The 20,551-nt window shown below is 42.1% G+C and carries 17 protein-coding genes; 12 read left to right on the top strand and 5 right to left on the bottom strand.

What is annotated here, in order from left to right:
- The first annotated feature begins 16 nt into the window (after window positions 1–16).
- The 8 genes from DWW43_RS00255 to DWW43_RS00220 are packed head-to-tail and all read left to right on the top strand — an operon-like array spanning window position 17 to window position 8,353.
- Window positions 17–2,065: a V-type ATP synthase subunit I gene (locus DWW43_RS00255; protein ID WP_119962397.1), complete on the top strand. Its 2,049-nt coding sequence runs from the start codon at window positions 17–19 to the stop codon at window positions 2,063–2,065.
- A 5-nt stretch (window positions 2,066–2,070) separates the two neighbouring features.
- Window positions 2,071–2,544, top strand: coding sequence for a V-type ATP synthase subunit K (locus tag DWW43_RS00250; protein WP_008402619.1), 474 nt, complete (start codon window positions 2,071–2,073; stop codon window positions 2,542–2,544).
- A 51-nt stretch (window positions 2,545–2,595) separates the two neighbouring features.
- The gene (locus DWW43_RS00245; protein ID WP_119962396.1) at window positions 2,596–3,189 is read left to right on the top strand and encodes a V-type ATP synthase subunit E family protein; all 594 of its coding nucleotides are present in this window, start codon (window positions 2,596–2,598) and stop codon (window positions 3,187–3,189) included.
- Between the two features lie 13 nt (window positions 3,190–3,202).
- Window positions 3,203–4,174 (top strand): V-type ATPase subunit, encoded by a 972-nt coding sequence (locus tag DWW43_RS00240; RefSeq protein ID WP_119962395.1) that lies wholly within the window; start codon window positions 3,203–3,205, stop codon window positions 4,172–4,174.
- Window positions 4,167–4,487, top strand: coding sequence for a V-type ATP synthase subunit F (locus tag DWW43_RS00235; RefSeq protein WP_021944905.1), 321 nt, complete (start codon window positions 4,167–4,169; stop codon window positions 4,485–4,487). The genes DWW43_RS00240 and DWW43_RS00235 overlap by 8 nt, the downstream gene beginning before the upstream one ends.
- Window positions 4,488–4,508: 21 nt before the next feature.
- Window positions 4,509–6,272 carry a V-type ATP synthase subunit A gene (locus DWW43_RS00230; RefSeq protein WP_117807211.1) on the top strand — a complete coding sequence of 588 codons (1,764 nt, stop codon included), beginning with the start codon at window positions 4,509–4,511 and terminating at the stop codon, window positions 6,270–6,272.
- A 4-nt stretch (window positions 6,273–6,276) separates the two neighbouring features.
- On the top strand, window positions 6,277–7,647 hold the full coding sequence (locus tag DWW43_RS00225; RefSeq protein WP_119962394.1) for a V-type ATP synthase subunit B: 1,371 nt from the start codon (window positions 6,277–6,279) through the stop codon (window positions 7,645–7,647).
- Window positions 7,648–7,687: 40 nt separating this feature from the next.
- Entirely contained in the window at window positions 7,688–8,353 is a 666-nt protein-coding gene (locus tag DWW43_RS00220; RefSeq protein ID WP_021944903.1) for a V-type ATP synthase subunit D, read from the top strand.
- Between the two features lie 188 nt (window positions 8,354–8,541).
- On the opposite strand, the gene DWW43_RS00215 is transcribed toward DWW43_RS00220, so the two are convergent.
- Window positions 8,542–9,045 carry a hypothetical protein gene (locus tag DWW43_RS00215; protein WP_243104356.1) on the bottom strand — a complete coding sequence of 168 codons (504 nt, stop codon included), beginning with the start codon at window positions 9,043–9,045 and terminating at the stop codon, window positions 8,542–8,544.
- Window positions 9,046–9,367: 322 nt separating this feature from the next.
- Between DWW43_RS00215 and DWW43_RS00210 the strand changes: the two genes are divergently transcribed.
- Both DWW43_RS00210 and DWW43_RS00200 read left to right on the top strand, forming a co-directional pair.
- Entirely contained in the window at window positions 9,368–9,754 is a 387-nt protein-coding gene (locus DWW43_RS00210) for a leucine-rich repeat protein (RefSeq protein WP_347475223.1), read from the top strand.
- 231 nt (window positions 9,755–9,985) lie between these two features.
- Window positions 9,986–10,708 (top strand): hypothetical protein, encoded by a 723-nt coding sequence (locus tag DWW43_RS00200; RefSeq protein ID WP_119962392.1) that lies wholly within the window; start codon window positions 9,986–9,988, stop codon window positions 10,706–10,708.
- Window positions 10,709–10,822: 114 nt separating this feature from the next.
- Here the strand turns inward: DWW43_RS00200 and DWW43_RS00195 are convergent, their stop codons facing one another.
- The 4 genes from DWW43_RS00195 to DWW43_RS00180 form a co-directional block, all read right to left on the bottom strand.
- Window positions 10,823–11,668, bottom strand: a complete 846-nt coding sequence (locus tag DWW43_RS00195) for a M15 family metallopeptidase (RefSeq protein WP_243104354.1) — start codon at window positions 11,666–11,668, stop codon at window positions 10,823–10,825.
- A gap of 162 nt (window positions 11,669–11,830) precedes the next feature.
- A complete protein-coding gene (locus DWW43_RS00190; RefSeq protein WP_119962391.1) occupies window positions 11,831–12,436 on the bottom strand; it encodes an L-2-amino-thiazoline-4-carboxylic acid hydrolase in 606 nt (201 codons plus the stop codon).
- Window positions 12,437–12,457: 21 nt separating this feature from the next.
- Window positions 12,458–13,288 (bottom strand): class I SAM-dependent methyltransferase, encoded by an 831-nt coding sequence (locus DWW43_RS00185; RefSeq protein WP_119962390.1) that lies wholly within the window; start codon window positions 13,286–13,288, stop codon window positions 12,458–12,460.
- Window positions 13,275–13,940: a TetR/AcrR family transcriptional regulator gene (locus DWW43_RS00180; protein WP_008402602.1), complete on the bottom strand. Its 666-nt coding sequence runs from the start codon at window positions 13,938–13,940 to the stop codon at window positions 13,275–13,277. The genes DWW43_RS00185 and DWW43_RS00180 overlap by 14 nt, the downstream gene beginning before the upstream one ends.
- 213 nt (window positions 13,941–14,153) lie before the next feature.
- On the opposite strand from DWW43_RS00180, the gene DWW43_RS00175 reads away from it, so the two are divergent.
- Window positions 14,154–16,973 carry a CDP-glycerol glycerophosphotransferase family protein gene (locus DWW43_RS00175; RefSeq protein ID WP_165852990.1) on the top strand — a complete coding sequence of 940 codons (2,820 nt, stop codon included), beginning with the start codon at window positions 14,154–14,156 and terminating at the stop codon, window positions 16,971–16,973.
- A 214-nt stretch (window positions 16,974–17,187) separates the two neighbouring features.
- Window positions 17,188–20,475, top strand: coding sequence for a leucine-rich repeat protein (locus tag DWW43_RS00170; RefSeq protein ID WP_165852989.1), 3,288 nt, complete (start codon window positions 17,188–17,190; stop codon window positions 20,473–20,475).
- The last annotated feature ends 76 nt before the right edge of the window (window positions 20,476–20,551 follow it).

The following is a 20,551-nucleotide window of genomic DNA, read 5'->3' as shown; positions in this document are numbered from 1 at the left end:
AAGGGAGGTAATCATTATGGCGGTATTGGCTATAAAAAAGATTGACATATGCGCCATGAAGAAAGACAGAAAAGCCATATTGGAGAAACTCCAGTCCATGGGAGCTTTGGAGATCCGGGCCGGTGGGGATGAGACGGATGTATTTAAGAAGATCAACACAACCAGTCAGCGTTCCAAATATGAAAAACGAGTCCAGAATACCGACGAAGCTTTAGAGATCCTTGGCAGATATGCACCGGAAAAGACATCGATGCTGCAGGCACTTGCAGGCAAAGCTGATGTAGACGATTCTGTATATAAGGATATTGTTGAGAATCGGCATGATTATAATATGATCGTGCAGAAGATCCGGGACAAGGATAAGAAGATTGGAAACTGCAAAGCAGAGATTGCCAAATGTCAGCTTGCGATCGATGGACTAAAACCGTGGATCAATATGGATGTTCCGATCAATACGACCGGAACCGAACATACAGATGTGATCATGGGAAGCTTAGGACCCGGTCTTACAGAGAATATGATAGAAGAACTGGTTGCAAAAAGGCAGCCGGAGTTATCAGCTCATGAGATCACGGTGATATCTTCTGATAAAGATCAGACATGTATATTTGTGGTATGTTTGAAAACAGAGACGGAAAGACTGGAAGAAGCCTTAAGAGCAGAAGGATTTACCCGGATGTCGTATTTTTCAAAACGGACGCCGGAGAATAAGATCAAGAAATACCGACTCACGATAGAGGGGTATGAGGATGAGATCGAGGATCTGAAAAAACAGATTGCCGGATTTGCAGAAAGCAGGCAGGCACTTAAGACCTTATCCGATTATTACAAGATCAGAGCTGAGAAATATCAGGTGCTTGGAACCCTGCTTCAGTCGAACAGTACATTTATCATAACCGGTTATGTGCTGGAACGGGATGAGGAAAAGGTAAAAGAAGAACTGAATCAGAATTTCGTGTTGATGGTCGAGACCGGCGAGATACCTGAGGATGAAACGGCACCGGTAAAGTTAAGTAATAAGATGCCATTTGCATCGGCAGAAGGAATCTTGGAATCCTATGGACTTCCTGCCAGAGGCGAGATGGATCCGACGACACCGATGAGTTTATTCTATGTATTCTTCTTCGGATTGATGTTATCGGATGCGGCATATGGACTTATTATATTCCTTGCATGTTTCATCCTGCTTCGGAAGTTCCCGAAGATGGGAGATGGCATGAAGAAGTCACTGACATTATTTGAATATTGCGGTATATCTACATTGATATGGGGTATCTTGTTTGGAGGATATTTTGGAGATGTGGTAGCAGTTGTATCACGAACCTTCTTCCATCATGAGATCACGATCGCACCGGTATGGTTTGCACCGCTTGACAACCCGATGAAGATGCTGATCTTCTCCCTGTTATTTGGATTGATCCATCTGTTCGGCGGTCTGGCGTTAAAAGGTTATATGTGTTTAAAGAAGAAAGATTTTGTAGGCTTCTTCTCAGATGTTATATCCTGGTATCTGCTCATCATCGGTCTGGTACTGATGCTGATGCCAACCAGTTTATTTGCATCGATCGCACAGGTAAGCTTCCATTTTTCAGATGGACTTAAGACCTTCAGCTATGTCATTACGATCTTAGGTGCAGCGATCATTGTTGTGATGTCCGGCAGAAGTCATAAGAATCCGGTGCTCCGACTGGCACTTGGTTTGTATGATATTTACAATATCACAGGCTGGCTGTCTGATCTGTTATCTTATTCCAGACTGCTTGCACTGGGACTTGCGACCGGTGTTATCGCACAGGTTATCAACCAGATGGGAAGTATGGTAGGAGATGGAATATTGGGCGCGATCGTATTCATTCTGGTATTCATCATCGGACATACATTTAACCTTGCGATCAATATGTTAGGTGCTTATGTTCATACATGCCGACTTCAGTATGTAGAATTCTTTGGTAAGTTTTATGAGGGTGGCGGCGAAGCGTTCCATCCATTTAAAGAAAATACAAAATATATAGATATAGGGAATGCAGGCATGAAAACCTGTAATCCGGAAATTAAGGAGGAATAATCAATATGACAATGGGTACAGTTTTAGCTTTAACAGGAGCTGCATTAGCAGTTATTTTGGCAGGTATGGGATCTGCTTACGGTGTAGGTATCGCAGGTCAGGCTGCATCAGGTGTAGTAAGTGAAGATCCAAGCAAATTCGCAAAGGTTCTTATCATCCAGCTTCTTCCCGGTACACAGGGTATCTATGGACTGCTGGTAGGATTCATCGCTTTATCAAAGATCGGTATTTTAAATGGTGCTCCTGCAGAGCTTTCAACAGCGACCGGATTACTGATCCTTGCAGCATGTCTTCCAATCGCATTAGTTGGTCTTGTATCCGCTATGCATCAGGGCAAAACCGCTGTATCAGCAGTTGGTATCGTAGCAAAGAAGCCGGATCAGTTCGGTAAAGCAATGCTTTTCCCTGCAATGGTAGAGACATATGCGATCCTTGCTCTGCTCGTATCAATTCTTGCAATTAACGGTGTACCGGTATAAAACAGGCGCAAATTTGAAACATGATTGAACAAGTAGTACAGGAGGATTTGTATGACAGGATTAGAGAAGATCGTTGAACAGATTCTGGAAGAAGCAAACACTCAATCCGATATGATCCTTGAAGATGCACAGAAAAAGGCAGATCAGATTATAGAAGATGCAAAGGTGGAAGCAGATAAGATCAAGGCGGGTTCAGCTGAAAAGGTCAGCCATGTAAAAGCGGACGGAATGGCAAGGGCAAAATCCTCTGCCGACCTGAAGAAACGCCAGACAGTCTTAAAGGCAAAGCAGGAGATCATCAATGAAGTGATAGGTAAAGCCTATAACGGAATGATCGATATGGAAGTTGACAGATATTTCCATATGATGGAGCGTATGATCGGAAATGCAGTACAGCCGAAGAGTGGACAGATCAGCTTCTCAGCCAAAGATATGGAGCGGCTTCCGGCAGGATTTGCAAAACGGGTATCAGAGATAGCAAAAGCACATGGAGGAGATTTGACGCTTGCAGATAAAGCCAGTGATATAGACGGAGGATTTATCCTGATCTATGGCGGTATCGAGGAGAATTGTTCGTTAACTGCCATGTTCCATGCGCAGAAAGAAGAAATGGCAGACAAATTAAATTCCCTGTTATTCACATAAGGGAGGTAGAAAAATGGCAGACAAATATATATATGCTGTTGCCAGAATCCGGGCACTTGAGATGTCCTTGTTTTCACAGGCTGTGATCGAGCAGTTGATCGCCCAGAAAACATATGCGGACTGCCTTCAGTTCTTAGGTGAAAAAGGCTGGGGTGATACAGAAGCCGGAGTGCAGGATGCAGAGACCATTTTGAACAGGGAACTGGAAAAAACATGGACACTGGTCAAGGAGATGGTATCCGATCAGACAGTATTTGACGTATTGTTGATCCAGGATAGTTTCCATAATCTGAAGGCAGCGATCAAAACCGTTGTAGACGGAGAAGTTCAGGCAAATGTATTTTATGACAATGCATCTGTTTCGGGTGAAGCATTAGTCGAGATCATTAAAAATAAAGATTTCCGGTCATTACCGGAATCTATGCGGGAATGCGCATTAGAGGCATATGAGTGTCTGGTGCATACCGGAGATGGTCAGATGTGTGATGTTATCATCGACCGGGCAGCCATGCGAGCAATGCTTGCGGCAGCGGAGAAGAATGGAGATGCATTATTAAAAGAATATGCAGAGACAGTTGTGGCAGTTGCAAATATCAAGATCGCAGTCCGTTCTGTAAAGACAGAAAAAGGACTGGATTTTATGAGACGTGCGATGGAGGAATGTCAGACGCTCAATGTGGAACGGCTGATGCGGGCAGCACTTTCCGGCATGCCGGATGTGATCAAATATCTGGAAGAAACACCGTATTCCGGTGGAGCTGCGGCATTATCAGACAGTTCATCCGCATTTGAACGCTGGTGCGACAACCGGATCATAGAGGCGATCCGGCCACAGAAATATAATTCATTTACGATCGGACCACTTGTTGCTTATGTACTTGCAAGGCAGAATGAGATTAAGACAGTCAGGATCATCCTGACCGGAAAGTTAAATCATCTGCCGGATGATGCGATCAGGGAAAGGGTAAGGGAAATGTATGTATAGAATTGCAGTATTAGGTGAATATGACAGCATCTATGGCTTTGCGACTCTGGGACTTGAGACCTTCCCGGTATCCGATGCAGAACAGGGCAGTACACAGCTCAGAAGACTGGCAGAAAGTGGATATGCCGTTATCTATGTAACAGAGAGCATGGCAGAGCAGATCAAGAAAGAGATAGAGAGATATAAGACGCAGATGCTTCCGGCGATCATCCTGATCCCAGGAGTTTCCGGTAATACATCCGCGGGTATAAATGGAGTAAAGAAATCCGTAGAACAGGCAGTCGGTTCGGACATTCTGTTCAGTGGAAACTAGGAAGGAGCGTGACCAGAAAACGTGGCAACAGGTAAGATAAAAAAAGTTGCAGGACCTCTTGTTATCGCAGAGGGAATGCGTGACGCGAATATGTATGACGTTGTCAGAGTAAGTGAGAGCCGACTGATCGGCGAGATCATAGAGATGCATGGAGATCAGGCATCTGTTCAGGTTTACGAAGAGACATCAGGACTTGGACCGGGTGCACCGGTAGAGTCAACCGGAATGCCGCTGTCCGTAGAACTTGGACCGGGACTGATCAGCAGTATCTATGACGGTATCCAGAGACCTCTGGATGATATCATGAAAATCTGTGGAAATAATTTGCAGCGAGGCGTTGAAGTTCCATCATTAAAGAGAGACATCAAATGGCCATTTGTTCCATGCGTTAAGGCAGGGGACAAGGTAGAGACCGGAGATGTGATCGGAACCGTACAGGAGACAGTTGTCGTAACTCAGAAGATCATGGTTCCATATGGTATAGAAGGAACTGTAAAAGAGATCAAGAGCGGAGATTTCACAGTAGAAGAAACTGTATGTGTGATCGAGACAGCAAAGGGTGATAAGGAACTGACTCTGATGCAGAAATGGCCGGTTCGTAAAGGTCGTCCTTACGCAGAGAAGATTCCACCGGTTATGCCGCTTATCACAGGACAGCGAGTTGTTGATGCATTCTTCCCGATCGCAAAGGGTGGTGTAGCAGCAGTTCCCGGACCATTCGGTAGTGGAAAGACCGTTATCCAGCATCAGCTTGCAAAATGGGCAGAAGCCGATATCGTTGTATACATCGGATGCGGTGAGCGTGGAAATGAGATGACAGACGTATTAAACGAGTTCCCGGAACTGAAAGACCCGAAGACAGGATACTCCCTGATGGAGAGAACCGTTCTGATCGCAAATACATCGGATATGCCGGTTGCAGCCAGAGAGGCTTCTATTTACACCGGTATTACGATTGCAGAATATTTCCGTGATATGGGATATTCCGTTGCGCTGATGGCTGACTCTACTTCCAGATGGGCAGAAGCACTTCGAGAAATGTCAGGACGTTTACAGGAGATGCCCGGTGAGGAAGGTTATCCTGCATATCTTGGAAGCCGTCTGGCACAGTTCTATGAGCGTGCCGGTATGGTTAAGACACTTGGTTCGGAAGGAAGAACAGGAGCTTTATCCGTAATCGGAGCCGTATCACCTCCCGGTGGTGATATTTCAGAGCCGGTATCACAGGCAACCCTTCGTATCGTTAAGGTATTCTGGGGACTGGATTCCGCACTGGCTTATAAGAGACATTTCCCGGCGATCAACTGGCTGACCAGTTATTCGCTGTATGTAGATAACATGGGAAAATGGTTTGAGGAAAATGTCAATGAGCACTGGATGGAAGATCGTCAGAAGCTTATGACATTATTACAGGAAGAAGCAGAGCTGGATGAGATCGTTAAGATGGTTGGTATGGATGCCTTATCCGCAGGTGACCGTCTGAAGATGGAAGCAGCCAGGTCTATCCGTGAGGACTTCCTGCATCAGAACTCATTCCATGAGATCGACACCTACACACCACTGGATAAGCAGTTCCGCATGATGGAACTTGTGCTGGCATTCTATGAGGAATCATCAGAGGCCTTGAAGAGTGGTGCAACTATAAAGAATATTCTGAACATGGAGGTTCGTGAGAAGATCGGACGTTTCAAATATACACATCCGGAAGATGTGGAAGCAGAATATGACAAGATCATAAAGGCACTTCATCAGGAACTGGAAGCAGCCATAGCAAAGGAGGACTAAGCACATGCCAAAAGAATATAGAACCATACAGGAAGTTGCAGGACCTCTGATGCTGGTACATGGTGTAGAAAATGTCACCTATGATGAACTTGGTGAGATCGAGCTTGCAAGCGGCGAAGTCAGACGATGCAAGGTTCTTGAGATCAATGGTGAAGATGCACTGGTACAGTTATTTGAGAATTCAACAGGTATTAACCTTTCAAACAGTAAAGTAAGATTCCTTGGACGAAGCATGGAGCTTGGCGTATCAGAAGATATGCTTGGCCGTGTATTTGACGGACTGGGAAGACCGATCGATAAAGGACCGGATATCCTTCCGGAGGAGAGAAGAGATATCAATGGTCTGCCAATGAATCCGGCAGCCAGAAATTACCCATCGGAATTTATCCAGACAGGTATCTCTGCTATTGATGGATTAAATACACTGGTAAGAGGACAGAAGCTGCCAATCTTCTCAGCATCAGGACTTCCACATTCGAAGCTAGCAGCCCAGATCGCAAGACAGGCTAAGGTACGTGGAACAGATGAACCATTCGCCGTAGTATTTGCAGCTATGGGTATCACCTTCGAAGAAGCGAACTTCTTCACGGAGAGCTTCAAGGAGACAGGAGCGATCGACAGAACTGTACTGTTCATCAACCTTGCAAATGACCCTGCGGTTGAGCGTATCGCTACCCCTCGTATGGCACTGACCGCTGCGGAATATCTTGCATTTGAAAAGAACATGCATGTACTGGTTATCCTGACGGATATCACAAACTATGCAGATGCGTTACGAGAAGTATCTGCAGCCCGAAAAGAGGTTCCGGGTCGTCGTGGATATCCCGGATACATGTATACAGACCTTGCAACCTTATATGAAAGAGCAGGAAGACAGCGTGGCAAGAACGGTAGTATCACAATGATCCCGATCCTTACCATGCCTGAGGATGATAAGACACATCCAATCCCTGACTTAACAGGATATATCACAGAGGGACAGATCATTTTAAGCCGTGAGCTTTACAGAAAGGGCATAACACCACCGATCGATGTACTTCCATCCCTGTCACGTCTGAAGGATAAGGGTACCGGTGAGGGAAAGACAAGAGGAGATCATTCCAGCACCATGAACCAGTTATTTGCGGCATATTCCCGTGGCAAGGATGCGAAGGAGCTTATGACGATCCTTGGTGAATCAGCATTGTCAGATATCGATATTTTATATGCAAAGTTTGCAGAAGCATTTGAAAAGGAATATGTATCTCAGGGTTATGAGACAGACAGAAGTATCGAAGAGACATTAAACATCGGCTGGAAGCTGTTATCGATCCTGCCTCGTGCAGAACTGAAACGTATCGATGATAAGTGGTTAGATCAATACTACGGAAAGTAACGAGGCGAGCGCTTCGAGTTGACTTTATAAGGAGGCAAAAATGGCAGCTACACAGGTAAATCCTACCAGAATGGAACTGACCCGTTTAAAGAAGAAGCTTGTTACGGCAACCAGAGGCCATAAGCTGTTAAAAGATAAACGAGATGAGCTGATGCGGCAGTTCCTTGATATGGCAAGAGAGAATATGGCGCTTCGAGAGAAGGTTGAGGCCGGTATCAAGGCCGCCAATACGAATTTTGTCATAGCAAAAGCCGGCATGTCTGAACAGATCCTTCATACGGCACTGATGGCACCGAAACAGGAAGTCCAGCTTACCTGCAAGGATCGAAATGTTATGAGTGTAGATATTCCGGTATTTGAATATACAACAAAAAGTGCGGATGAGAATGATATCTATTCTTACGGTTTTGCATTTACCTCCGGTGATCTGGATGATGCAGTAAAGTCACTTGCTGACATCCTTCCGGATATGCTGAAACTGGCGGAGATCGAGAAATCCTGTCAGCTTCTGGCATCGGAGATCGAGAAGACCAGACGACGTGTAAATGCGCTGGAGCATGTTATCATTCCTGAGACAAAGGAGGGCATCCGATATATCAGCATGAAGCTTGATGAGAATGAGCGAAGCACGCAGGTGCGACTCATGAAGGTCAAGGATATGATGCTGGAGGAAGCCCATCACTATAAAGAGCATCAATTTGAGTGATGCAGACGAACGAAAACTCCTGATATTATACATTGTTATTACGCAAAACGCTTGCGCTCTATCCTCGGTGCAACGGTACGTAAGGCAGCAAGGGACGCTGCCTAAGAACCGGTACTCGGATAGGTTTGCTACATAACAAGTATTATATCAGGAGTTTTCTGCTTGTTGTTATATTAGAAAATAAGATTTTATTTGTTTCGCTCGGCAAGTTGCGCCTTTAATCTTGCAATCTCAGCATTTTTTTCAGATAAGGTAGCATTCATTTCAGATACTGTAGCATCTCTTTTGGCCAGAGCAGTGACTGCTTCGTCCCGTTCTTTTTTCAGTTCATCGATCATGTAGTTGACAGTATTCTCATCCAATTTTCGTAATGCTTCAGAAAATATGGTAACAACCTCCTCCGGGTGATACAGATATTCTGACATATCAATGCAGATAGCCTCCATCCATGGATAGTCGGATATCAGTGCTGCAAGGTCATCCATAGTAGTTGCTGTCAACAGGGATAACCATGCGTTAAGTTCGTTGATATCTTTAGAATACTTACTTTTTCGAAAGACGTCAAGGGCAACGACATAGTATTCCTGTAGAAGACGAAGGTCGATCCCGGTATCAAATGCTGCTGTTCCATGATGCAGATAAATGTCGGCCAGGTCGGCAGTTTTACATTCTTTCGGGCTGTTTTCAAACATTACGATCGTATAAACGGTTTTCAGATCCTGATAGGTGAATGTACTTCCCTTTTCCCCTTTTACTATGATAGTTTCTTAAAAAATGGATCATAGGTTAAAGGCAGACTTTTCTTACCTTCCATGAATTCTAGAAAGCGCGATTTCCATTTGTCGGGCCAGTTCAGATATGTCCGATAAATGGATGGATTCTTTTTCAATTCTATCAGGCATTCATCTTTGGTTCGGGATGGGAAAAGCTGTTTAATATTTGTAATAGAAGACTTTGACCTGTTACATTCTGATATGGTCATGATATTATTGTTTTTATTTTCATTGTACATAAATTTATTTCCTCTTAATTTCCGGCGCCTGTTTTGTCGACAAGAAAGCCAAGAAGCTTACCATTCCTGCAACTGTAAAAGTGAAAAACGTTACTTATAAAGTAACTGCGGTTTCTGATAAAGCATTCAAGGGTAACAAGAAGCTGACAACAGTTACAATCGGAAGCAATGTTGCAAAGATCGGTAAAGAAGCATTCTCCAGCTGTAAGAATCTGAAGAAGATCACAGTGACAGCAGGAAAGCTGAAGACTATCGGCAAGAATGCATTTAAGGGAATTAATAAGAAAGCAACCATTACTGTGAAAGAAACAAAGAAAGCAAAAATAGATTTAAAGAAACAGTTGAAAAAGAAATCCATCGGATATGTAAAGACGTGGAAGATTAAATAATAAGGAACTGAATTTATAAAATCCCTGCCTGTTATAGATATACGATATGTATGAATTTATAGCAGGCAGGGGTTTTGTTACATTTTATATGATATGAGATGTTGTATCCGGATTTTTTTATGGTTAAACTTGTTTTCCCCTCAGATATCCGTTACAATCAAACATGGAGAGACGGCGGCAATATATTAAGATATGCATGTTATTCTGTTCTGTCAGGAAAGGAGATGGGACATGGATAACGAATTAGTATATTCCGCTGATGCGACATATCAGAAAGCACAGTATGATGCCAGCGCCAAGCGGCTGCTTGGACAGAAGATCATACTGGCGCATATACTGATAAGAATAGTAGACGAATTTAAAGGCATGGATGCAGAGACGGTCGCTTCGCTGATCGAGGGCGAACCGTATATCAGCCAGGTTCCGGTAGAACCCGGATTAACGAACAAAGAAACAGTGGATTCCGGAACCGGTGAACGGATTGTTGGGCTGAATACAGAAAGTTCCGAGATCGATGAGGGAAAGGTGTATTTTGACATCATTTTCTATGTACGGATGCGGGACGGACTGGCAAAAATGATCATCAATCTGGAAGCGTCGCAGACAATGACGGCAGAACAAAAATTGAAGCTTATAAAACAGGAGTATGACATACCGGTAGACAGACACAGTATAAGGGAAGAGGTGAAGATCATGTGCAATCTGAGTGAAGGCGTAGAAGAAATGGGATATGTAAAGGGCGAAGCCGCGGGAATGATTGCTGGCAGAGCAGAAGGCGAAAAAATAGGCGAGGCACGAGGCAAGGCCATTGGAAGGTCTGAAGGAAGATTAGAAGGAAAATCTGAAGAAAGAGCTGATATTATCCTGAAAATGCATAAGAAAGGCTATTCCTTAGAGCAGATCATGGATGTAACCGAAATGAGTGAAGCTGAAATCAAGGCAATCATAGGATAAAGACATAAGCAGAACAGATAACATGTATATTTTAGTAGAGAATCCAGATATGGCAGAAATGCCGTATCTGGATTTTCTAATATAAATGTAAAACCAAGGAACAGTTTTTTATATTTATTGCTGTATTTCCAGATATTCCTCCAGGCAAATTCCTTTATCGTGGATTTCCTGTGCCACATTTTTACCAACATAGCGGTAGTGCCATGGCTCATAAGAGATTCCTGTAATATCGGATTTATCAGAAGGATAGCGTAGAATGAAACCGTATTTGTAGCAGTTTGCCATGAGCCATTGCTGGGTAGCGGTGTCTTCCTGTGAATCATCCAGATTCTGGTTGCTGACAGAACAGATATCAACGGTAAGTCCGAGCTGGTGTTCGCTAGTTCCGGGATAGGCGACCCAGGTAGCGGCATAGGCTTTTGCATCATCACTGCTATAGCCCTGTTCGATATAAGAATTGTATTTATTCGTGTAGAGCTGTTCCTGCTTTTCCTGTGTCCGGTAAGACGAACAGATAAGAGGATCAAGACCTTCGGCTCTGGCATCATCCATCATAGCCTGTAAGCCATCATATGCACGGCGGTCAATGGATTGACCATTTCGGAGCTGTACCAGATCTACGCTCCAGTCAGATGGTAATGTGTGAGACATATTGACCAGAGTTAAGAGCCCATTATTTTCCGCCTCTGTAGCAGAAGCAAGTGTTTGAAGAACTGCCTGAGTATCAAGATCGGATGATTCTGAATTATTATTTGATCTCCGGGTTGAAGTTTGTACTGCCTGTGCTGACAGTTCGGTGGCTTCATCGCTGCCGGTAGTGGAAGCAGATATATTTTCTGATGATAACTTCATTTTTTTGATCTTTCCTGCGATGATTACAATCATTAATAATACTATGTAAAGGACTGCAAGTGATATAACAGTTCTTTTCTTTACCATACTTCCGAATATATGTAACATAATATGTCCTCCTTTGTAACTGCTGTTAAGTCTATAACTGCACTGCATAGAAAGACACTCAAAAAAGCATAAGAAATGAATCAATTCTGCATCTTTTTTTGCACAGATGACCGTCTGCATTTTTTGACAGATTATGCTAATTTGTACATATCGTTTTTCGATTTATTTTCTACTGTATCTGAAATCGCAGAGATCTGCGCCCTCGGCGATCGTCTTCGTTCGGGTGAGTTTCATCTGCATCATATCCGCGAGAACATAGTCCATGCGGCAGAGAAATTTAGCCAGTTCAAAACAGCCTTCATCCCGGCACAGATTACAGATGCCGCAGGTATGATAATCATAACCAAGTTCAAAATCATCCTGTGGAGTTCCCTCAATGATATCAACGACCCAGTCATTTTCATATCGGCGTAAATGAGAATCTGCTGACCATTTCAGTCTGCCCGGCAGCTTCTTTTTATCGAGATAGCTGTCAACGTTTCCAAGAACCATATGGAACAGCCGATTGGAAGATAAGCCATCCTTGTACAGTTCATAGCAGGCTTCCGGTGACAGGGATGTCTTACGGTTTAAGGCGATAAAATATGCCCCCATGCAATAGGAACTCATGAGTCTGGATTTGCCGATGCCCTTTGCATTTTTCATAATAGATACATATTCCTGCTTGATCGCTTTTTTATTAATATCCAGTTTTTGTTTTGCTGCCTGTTTCATACAGGAGCTGTGATAGAAATATCCAAATAATTTCTGAGTAAATCCATATTCCATCTTAAGATGCCTCCATTTTATTTAGTCAAATTCCAATTCGATGATCTGGCACATTTTTGATCGATCCAGATAACGGAAAACTATATTTGTAATAAAACCATAGCGTTTGTCCAGCGGACGGTAACCTGTCAGATATGGGTTACTCACTGCAGATGAGATATGACCGCTCCATTCCTTTAAAGTATGTACATCGTCTACGCTGAAATACACATTGATATCTTTCATCTCAAAGCCCTTTAACCAGGTCTTCAGCATACTTTTCAGTCCTTTTTTCTTCGTTGCATCAAAGACCAGTTTTCCACTGGTGAAATGTTCTGCCATGGCGGTAAAGAGCTTTTCTACATCGGTCTTTTTAAAGTAATAGAATACGCCGGATGCAAAAAATACAATGCCATCTTCAGGCCGGAAATCGATCTGATCGAACCAGGATATATCATTCAGGTCACAGGCAATGTTGAACTCCCGTTCACGTTTGCCGAGCAGTTCATTTCGGATCGCAATGGTATCGGGAAAATCCAGATTGTAGCCTTTGGCCTTTCCGTTATCGACCTGTCGGAAAGTGGTGTCAAGGCCACAGCCGAGGTTTACAACACAGGCATTTGGGTGTGCTTTCAGATAAGCACGACAGGCGCTTGCCATATCGTACTGTCTGGTCGCACCCATGATACAGCCGATGTTTCCCAGCATACCTTTCATATTGTCCGGAACTGTAAAATCAATTCTATCGAAAAGCGCCTGGCAGTCATGATCCATGAAGAGATCCGGATAGAGATCCATAGCATATTTTCTTCCATACAGAGGAATCAACAGTGTTTCCTGTACGGTTCCTTTTTCAATCTTAATTTTTTCCATGTTCTGGGTCCTCCTGTTTTCTTATTCCAAGTTCCGCTTCCAGTCCGTGAAGCAGAATATTCATTGCCTCTAAAAATGCCTGTTTGCTCTCAGATGTGATTCCGTTCTTACAGTCATCATCTGCGATTAAATCGCAGACCATAGAGAATTCGGAAGATGAGAGCATGTATATCGTTTTCTCCGATAACATATTTGATGCCAGCCCGCGTCTGTATAATTCTGAATAATACTGCAGGCTGAATGGGACGCAGCGGTCGATATAGATTTTACGAAAACGGTTCAGATATGTACCTGAATCATTTTTCAGCAGCATATGAAATAACTGCATGTCACCTTCTAACAGTTCGAAGGTGCGGACCGATATTCGTGAATATAAGATCTGAATTAGCTGGTCATCAGACATGGCAGAAAAATCTATATTTAACATGGATTCTGTGAGTTGCATAAGTTTATTGCCACTTTCAGCAAAAATCTCTTCAAACATATCCTCCTTACCGGAGAAGTGCTTATAGATCGCTCCCGGGGTTATACCTGCCCGTGCTGCAATTTTTCGCATTGAAGCATCCTGATAACCATATTCCAAAAAGATTTCTCTGGCACTTGTAAGGATGGCTTCTCTTGTTGCTTTTGTACTTTCTCGAATTGTTCTCACTTCCTGTCTGTTTAAAATGGTAAACACTGTTTACTTTATAGCATGAGGTTTGAAAAAAATCAAGTAAAAAATGATCTTAAACGCTGAATACAGCCAATATCTTACACTTGCGTTATATGTAAAATTTATGTACAATATTACTGTATGTCTATTTGTAAGTTGACATAAGTCTAAATGCGTATGAAGTAATAGAAAAGTGCAGGAGAAATGAAAATGAAATTATCGATTATTTGCTATTTGTCGGATGATAAGAAATTAAATCAGACAACAGTGGAAGCACTTGAGAAAATGGCATCCTATAGTCTGGAGCATGACAATCAGGTTACAGTCGCAGGAAAGCATGTTGATAAGAAATATAATAATGGTAAAAAAGATTCGGTAACAGCTTCCTATGAGGTGGAGATTATTTTAAATACAGATCGTGTACGGGACGATCGTTCATGGTATGAAAATGTTATTACCAGAATCGGAAATCATGCATTTACAAGTAAAGTAAATAAAGAAACATATGTATCCGAGCAGGACGCACACCAGAAGATGGCAGAGAAGGCTTCCGGTGATTATATTATGATCATACATGCAGGTGATGATATCTCGTCGAATCTGGCAGAAGTATTTGTAAAAGGAAATGTTCAGTGCTATGACATGGACACATATATGATAACAAAGGCGTTTCATGATGAGACATTTGGAGCGTTTCGTAATTATAAAAAGGTTACGGATGGAGAGGATATCAAATCCTTTTACATTATTGATCTGAAAAGTAAGTATGACTGTTTTCCATTTGGGTTTGGTGGCGTGATCATCCGTGCAGAAGCATTCAAAAAGCAGTCGGTTGATCCGGCTCTTGGACTGGAAGCAGAGCGGGATTTTATGCTTCGATTGATGGCGAAGGCGATGAAGACATGTTTTCTGCCATATGCGACATTAACAGCGTATGAGTATGAAGAACACGATAATACCTTCTATCGCGGACTGTATATGAGAGAGTGGTATTTTGAATCCATTACTGATTTCTGGATGCCGTTTTTACAGGAAATGAAGGTGACATACGGAAGTATTCCGGTATTTATTCAGTATAATTTCATGTATTCCGTTATGGCGAGATTTAATGGAAATATGGATAACAAGAACAAGCATGTGATTGAAGAAGGTCATGGTGAAGAATATCTGGAACTGATCGGACAGGCACTTCGTCTGATCGAAGAAAATATCATGCTGAACCGAAATAAGGTTGTAGATTGTATCACCGGTGATACGATGAAATGGGTATATGGAATCCTTCGAAACGGAAAAGCTTATAAGTTTGAACGCTTCTTCCTTGCCGGAAAGATCTATTACGGAATCGGAGATACATTATTTAATTCTCTGATGAGTCTTTCCACAAATATATTGTTTATAAATTACAGAGATGGCATGTTGGAGATTGATGGTACGGTTCATCCGATTTTGTATTCGATGGTGGATGAAGTGTATTTCCGGTATGACAATAAGAAATATAAGATTCAGTATAATGAAAGATATGGTCTGACAAAGGCATTTGGTGCGGCAATCTGTAAGAGACATTCGTTCCATCTGTCTATTCCTGTCAAGGATAAATCAGAGTCTGAGTTATTCTGTGAAGCAGCAATCGGAAATCAGTTAGAGCCGATCAATATTCGCTATCCATCGCATTTCAGCCGTGTCTGCAATGCCTTTGGAAGCAGCCATTGGGTATTCGGAGATAACAGAGAATACATGATGACAGCGGAACGAAAGGGTATCATCATCCGTAAAGTCAATAAGCGGCAGAAGTTTATTAAAGAACTGAAGCTGTTAAAAGATATGCTGATGAAGAATAACTACACCAGGAAATATGCATTACTTAGAGTCCTGTATTTTATCTGCAGACCATTTATGACCGGAAAGCCGATCTGGATGTATATTGATAAGATCTATAAGGGTGGAGATTCTTCCGAGTATCTGTACAAATATGCAAGTGCGCAGAATAAGAAGATCAAGCATTATTATCTGGTCGATAAGAAGAGTACAGATTATAAGCGCTTGAAGAAAGAGGGCTACAAGCCGTTGGTTCGTGACTCCTTAAAGCACAGACTTATATTCCTGTATGCGGATATGATGGTTATATCGAATTCAACAGTATATGCATTTAACGGATATACACTTACAAATTCATCTTATATCAGAGATCTGACGCATTTCCATGTCTGTTGCGTTCAGCATGGCATGTCAGTTCAGAAGATCGCGATCGCACAGAACAGACTTCGAGATAATACCAGATTGTATTTCTGTGCATCGAAGTATGAGATCGAGAATCTGTCTCGTCCGGTATATGATTATGTCGGCTATGATGCATTGAAGCTGACAGGCGTTCCTCGTTATGATGGATTAAAGGATCGGGCGAAGAAGCAGATTATGATCAGTCCGACATGGAGAATGCAGGCAGCGATGCCGGTTCGTACCAGTGAGAGCGAACAGCGTGATTACAATCCGCTGTTTAAGGAATCAGAATATTTCAAGGTATTTAATGCACTCATCAATGACAAGCGTCTGATTGATGCGGCAGAGAAATACGGATACCGGATCAAATATGTATTACATCCGATCGTAAGTTCTCAGGTGGAGGATTTTGATAAGAATGATTTCGTAGATATCGTTCCGGCAGTCGGTGATATGAGTTATGAGGATATGTTCTGTGAGTCCAGCCTGATGGTAACGGACTTCTCAGGAATCCAGTTCGATTTTGCCTATATGAGAAAACCGCTGGTATATCTGCATCATAAGGATATTCCGCAGCATTATGAGGAAGGAACTTTCCATTATGATACGATGGCATTCGGGGAAATCTGCCATGATAATGATGAGTTGATCCATACATTGATCGAGTATATGCAGAACGACTGCAAGATGAAGCCGGAGTATGTAAAACGTGCCGATGACTTCTTCTATTACAGAGATCATAATAACTGTGAGAGAATCTATAAAGAGATGATAGACTATCAGGAGAAGTATGTCCTTCCTGAGAGATATTGATCAGGTTAGGAAATAAGAGCAGGTGGTTGTCAAGCTGATGACTGCCTGTTTTTTGCTATTATATGTACAGAAAAGACAATTAAAACTTTGCTGTATTTATTATTTGTGATTGTGCAGAGCGCAGATGCCGTGATAAAATATATATGGTATTTGTAGAAAAATTAATCTGTGTAACGGAGAATAAATTATAAAAAATGAAAGGGAGCGAATGATTATGAAAAAATGGAATAAACTGACAGCAGTTTTTGCCGGAATTGCAGTCTGTCTTAGTCTGATTGGAATTCCGACCGGGGTTCAGGCACAAGCGGATAATAATACAGCGAAGGCATCACAGCCTGCTGTGCGAACGGGGCAACAGACAGAAGAATCGGCTGAATTATCTGTGTCAAATGCGAGAAAGCTGGATACAGATAAGATAGGAGAGACAACATCCTATAATGATATGGTGTATTCGCCGGAGAAGAATGGAATCTATTTTGTCCATACGGTAGGCGATGAGGTATATGCAAATTACAGGACATATGAGATTGTATTTTATGATATAGCGAATGGGACATACACAACAGTGTATACCAGCGAGCGTGGAGTTGAAGAATCCTATATGGATGATAATGCAATATATTTTGCTAAATCGGATATATCATATACGAAGAACGAAAAATCCGGCTCTTATGATTATACATGTGATTTAGAGATCACAAATTATAATTTTAAAACAGGAGCGGTAAATAAGCAGGCATTTGAAACATTGGATATTGATGCGAACTGGGTAAATCTGATATCTACCTTTGGAGTCGATTCATATGGAAGATACTATATTGCGACCAATGAAGGTAAACTGTATCTGTTCAGTCCTGAAGGAAAATTATTGAGTACGACCAAATGTGGAAGTGATATATATGAATTTGCAGGCTTTGATAAAACGAATGGTAATTTTTATTACCGAGGATCAGAGAACTGGAGATATTGGGGATATGATCACAGCATGGCAAGTCTGAAGGCTGGCAAGGTAAACAGTGATAATTCTATCACGATCAAGGGAGAGAATATGATGTATCTCTACCAGAATGGATGGTTTGAACATAAGGCTCCGATCCGGATGTTAAATGACAGGTATCTGGTATCTCTGTCTACATTTAATGGGAACATCTGTGTACTGATAGATTCGAATCAGTATGATATAAATGATGTAACTGAGAGCTCTACAAGTATTAACCTGATTGACAGCAGTGTATCCGTATCACCGATCAACATTGCAAATAAAAAAGCATTGAAGATGGCGTTTTACACAGCTGATTCATATTACGGCGATGGAGATATTGACCTTACAAGCATCGGACCAAGATGCGCATTAGGCAGCACAGCAACTTCTCTGATCGTAAAGACAGATGAAAAAGTGTTAACAGAGTATGATATAGCAAAGAACAAAGAGAAGATACGTGTACAGACAAAATATCCGGTCTACACATTTTTTATGGATAAATCTTCCTGTGTGGTAATAGAGAAAAAAGACAATAATTATTATCTTGAGACCTTTGACTGGACATATCCGACGACATTTAATATTAATGCACCTGCAAATATGAAGGTTGGAGCATCAGGTACTGTGGTCTGCAGTACAAATGGAGGATTTTCTCTGGATTACACTTATAAGAGTTCGGATCCAAAGGTTGTAAGTGTAGATCAGAAAGGAAATCTGAATGCATGGAAAAAAGGAACTGCTAAGATCACGATCAGTGCATCGCCGATCAATGTGAAGAAGACGATCACGGTCAAAGTAACAGACTCGACATTGTCAAAGAGCGGAAATGCATATAAATCGACGGGGGCGGTAGGAGCAGTATCAGCTACGATGCACCAGAGTATCAATTCAGGATATACATATGGAAATGTCCAGACGGCCTATCTGAATGCCAGAGCGGATGGAACCTTTGAACGTATAGAGTACATCCGTGGCTCTGTTATTCGTGAAGTTTATGATTCATCCTATCGGTTAAAGAGCCAGAAAAAGATTAAATGCGAACTCCCGCTATTTGGTGGATATTATAGCGGTGAGAAATACAACTATCTTGTATTTGGCCAGTCAAATCCAAAAGAGAGCAAGAAGAAGGAAGTAATCCGTGTCGTTAAATATGATAAGAACTGGAAAAGGCTGGGCAATTGTAAGATTAAGGGAGCCAATACCTATACTCCGTTTAATGCAGGCGGACTTTCGATGACGGAGACGGCTGGTAAATTATATATACATACCTGTCATACGATGTTTGCCAGTGACGACGGATATCATCATCAGGCAAACTGCACCTTTGTAGTAAATGAGAACAGCATGAAGCTGGTAGATTCGTATTATGGTGTAATGAATCTGTCAGAAGGTTATGTCAGCCATTCTTTTGCACAGCAGATCGCTACGGATGGAACCTATATTTACCGTGCAGATCTGGGTGATGCATATCCGAGAGGAATAGCACTTACAGCAACGAAGGTAAGTAAAAAGGTTGGCGAACCATCTATGTATGGAACCGTTATTTCTATACCGGGATATGGAGGAAACAATTATACTGGTTATACGCTGAATGACCTGGAGCTTGGAGATAATAATTATATTCTGACGGGAACCGGTATTAAGAGTGAAAAGACGTCAGTAAAGAATGTCTACATCAATGTAGGTTCCAAGACAAAATTACAAAATGATGCTACATGGATCACAAACTATACAGCCAAGGATAAGATCACAGTTATGAATCCAAAGCTTGTGAAGATCAGTGGTTCCCAGTTCCTTCTGTTATGGGAAGAAAAGAATACAAAGAAAAATACATATACGACAAAGATGGTGCTGTTAGACGAAGCCGGAAATAAAGCATCAGCAATCTGCTCATCACCACTTGCACTTGCCATGTGTGAACCGGTTGTTACAAAATCCGGTATGGTTGTATGGTATGTCACAAATAATGGTTCTCCTGTATTTGTAGAGATCAATCCATACCAGTTATCCAAGGTACAGACAAAGTCCAAACGCGTGAAAACTTTCAAGAAGGATAATACTTTATCATTTGATAATACAGTAAAGACAGGATACCGGAAAGGTGATGTCGTGATCAAAAATAAGATGATCTATAAGATCACTTCTTCAAAGACGGTTGCCTTTGGTGGAGTAACCACGAATTCAGTTACGACACTTTCGATTCCTAAGACTGTAAAGATTGGCAAGAAGACCTATCAGGTAACAGCGATCGCATCCCGTGCCTGTGCAAATAGAACGAAGTTAAAAAAGGTTACGATCGGCGCAAATGTAACAAAGATCGGCAGTTATGCATTTTCCGGCTGTAAGAGTCTGAAGACCGTTACGATCAAGTCAACAAAGTTAAAAGCATCTTCAGTAGGATCGAAGGCATTTACAAAGATTCAGGCAAAGGCTACGATCAAGGTTCCAAAAGGAAAGAAGACGGCATATAAGAAGTTCCTGTTAAAAAAGGGAATTACAAAGAAGATGAAGATAAAATAGAGAGCTGGAGATTTCTGTAGTCGATGAGCTGTCAGGCATTTATATGTCTGACAGCATTTTCTTTTATAAGAAAGAA

This window comes from Clostridium sp. AF15-41, assembly GCF_003604095.1.
Taxonomy (GTDB): domain Bacteria; phylum Bacillota; class Clostridia; order Lachnospirales; family Lachnospiraceae; genus Coprococcus.
This window is presented reverse-complemented; position numbering and strand designations above follow the sequence as displayed.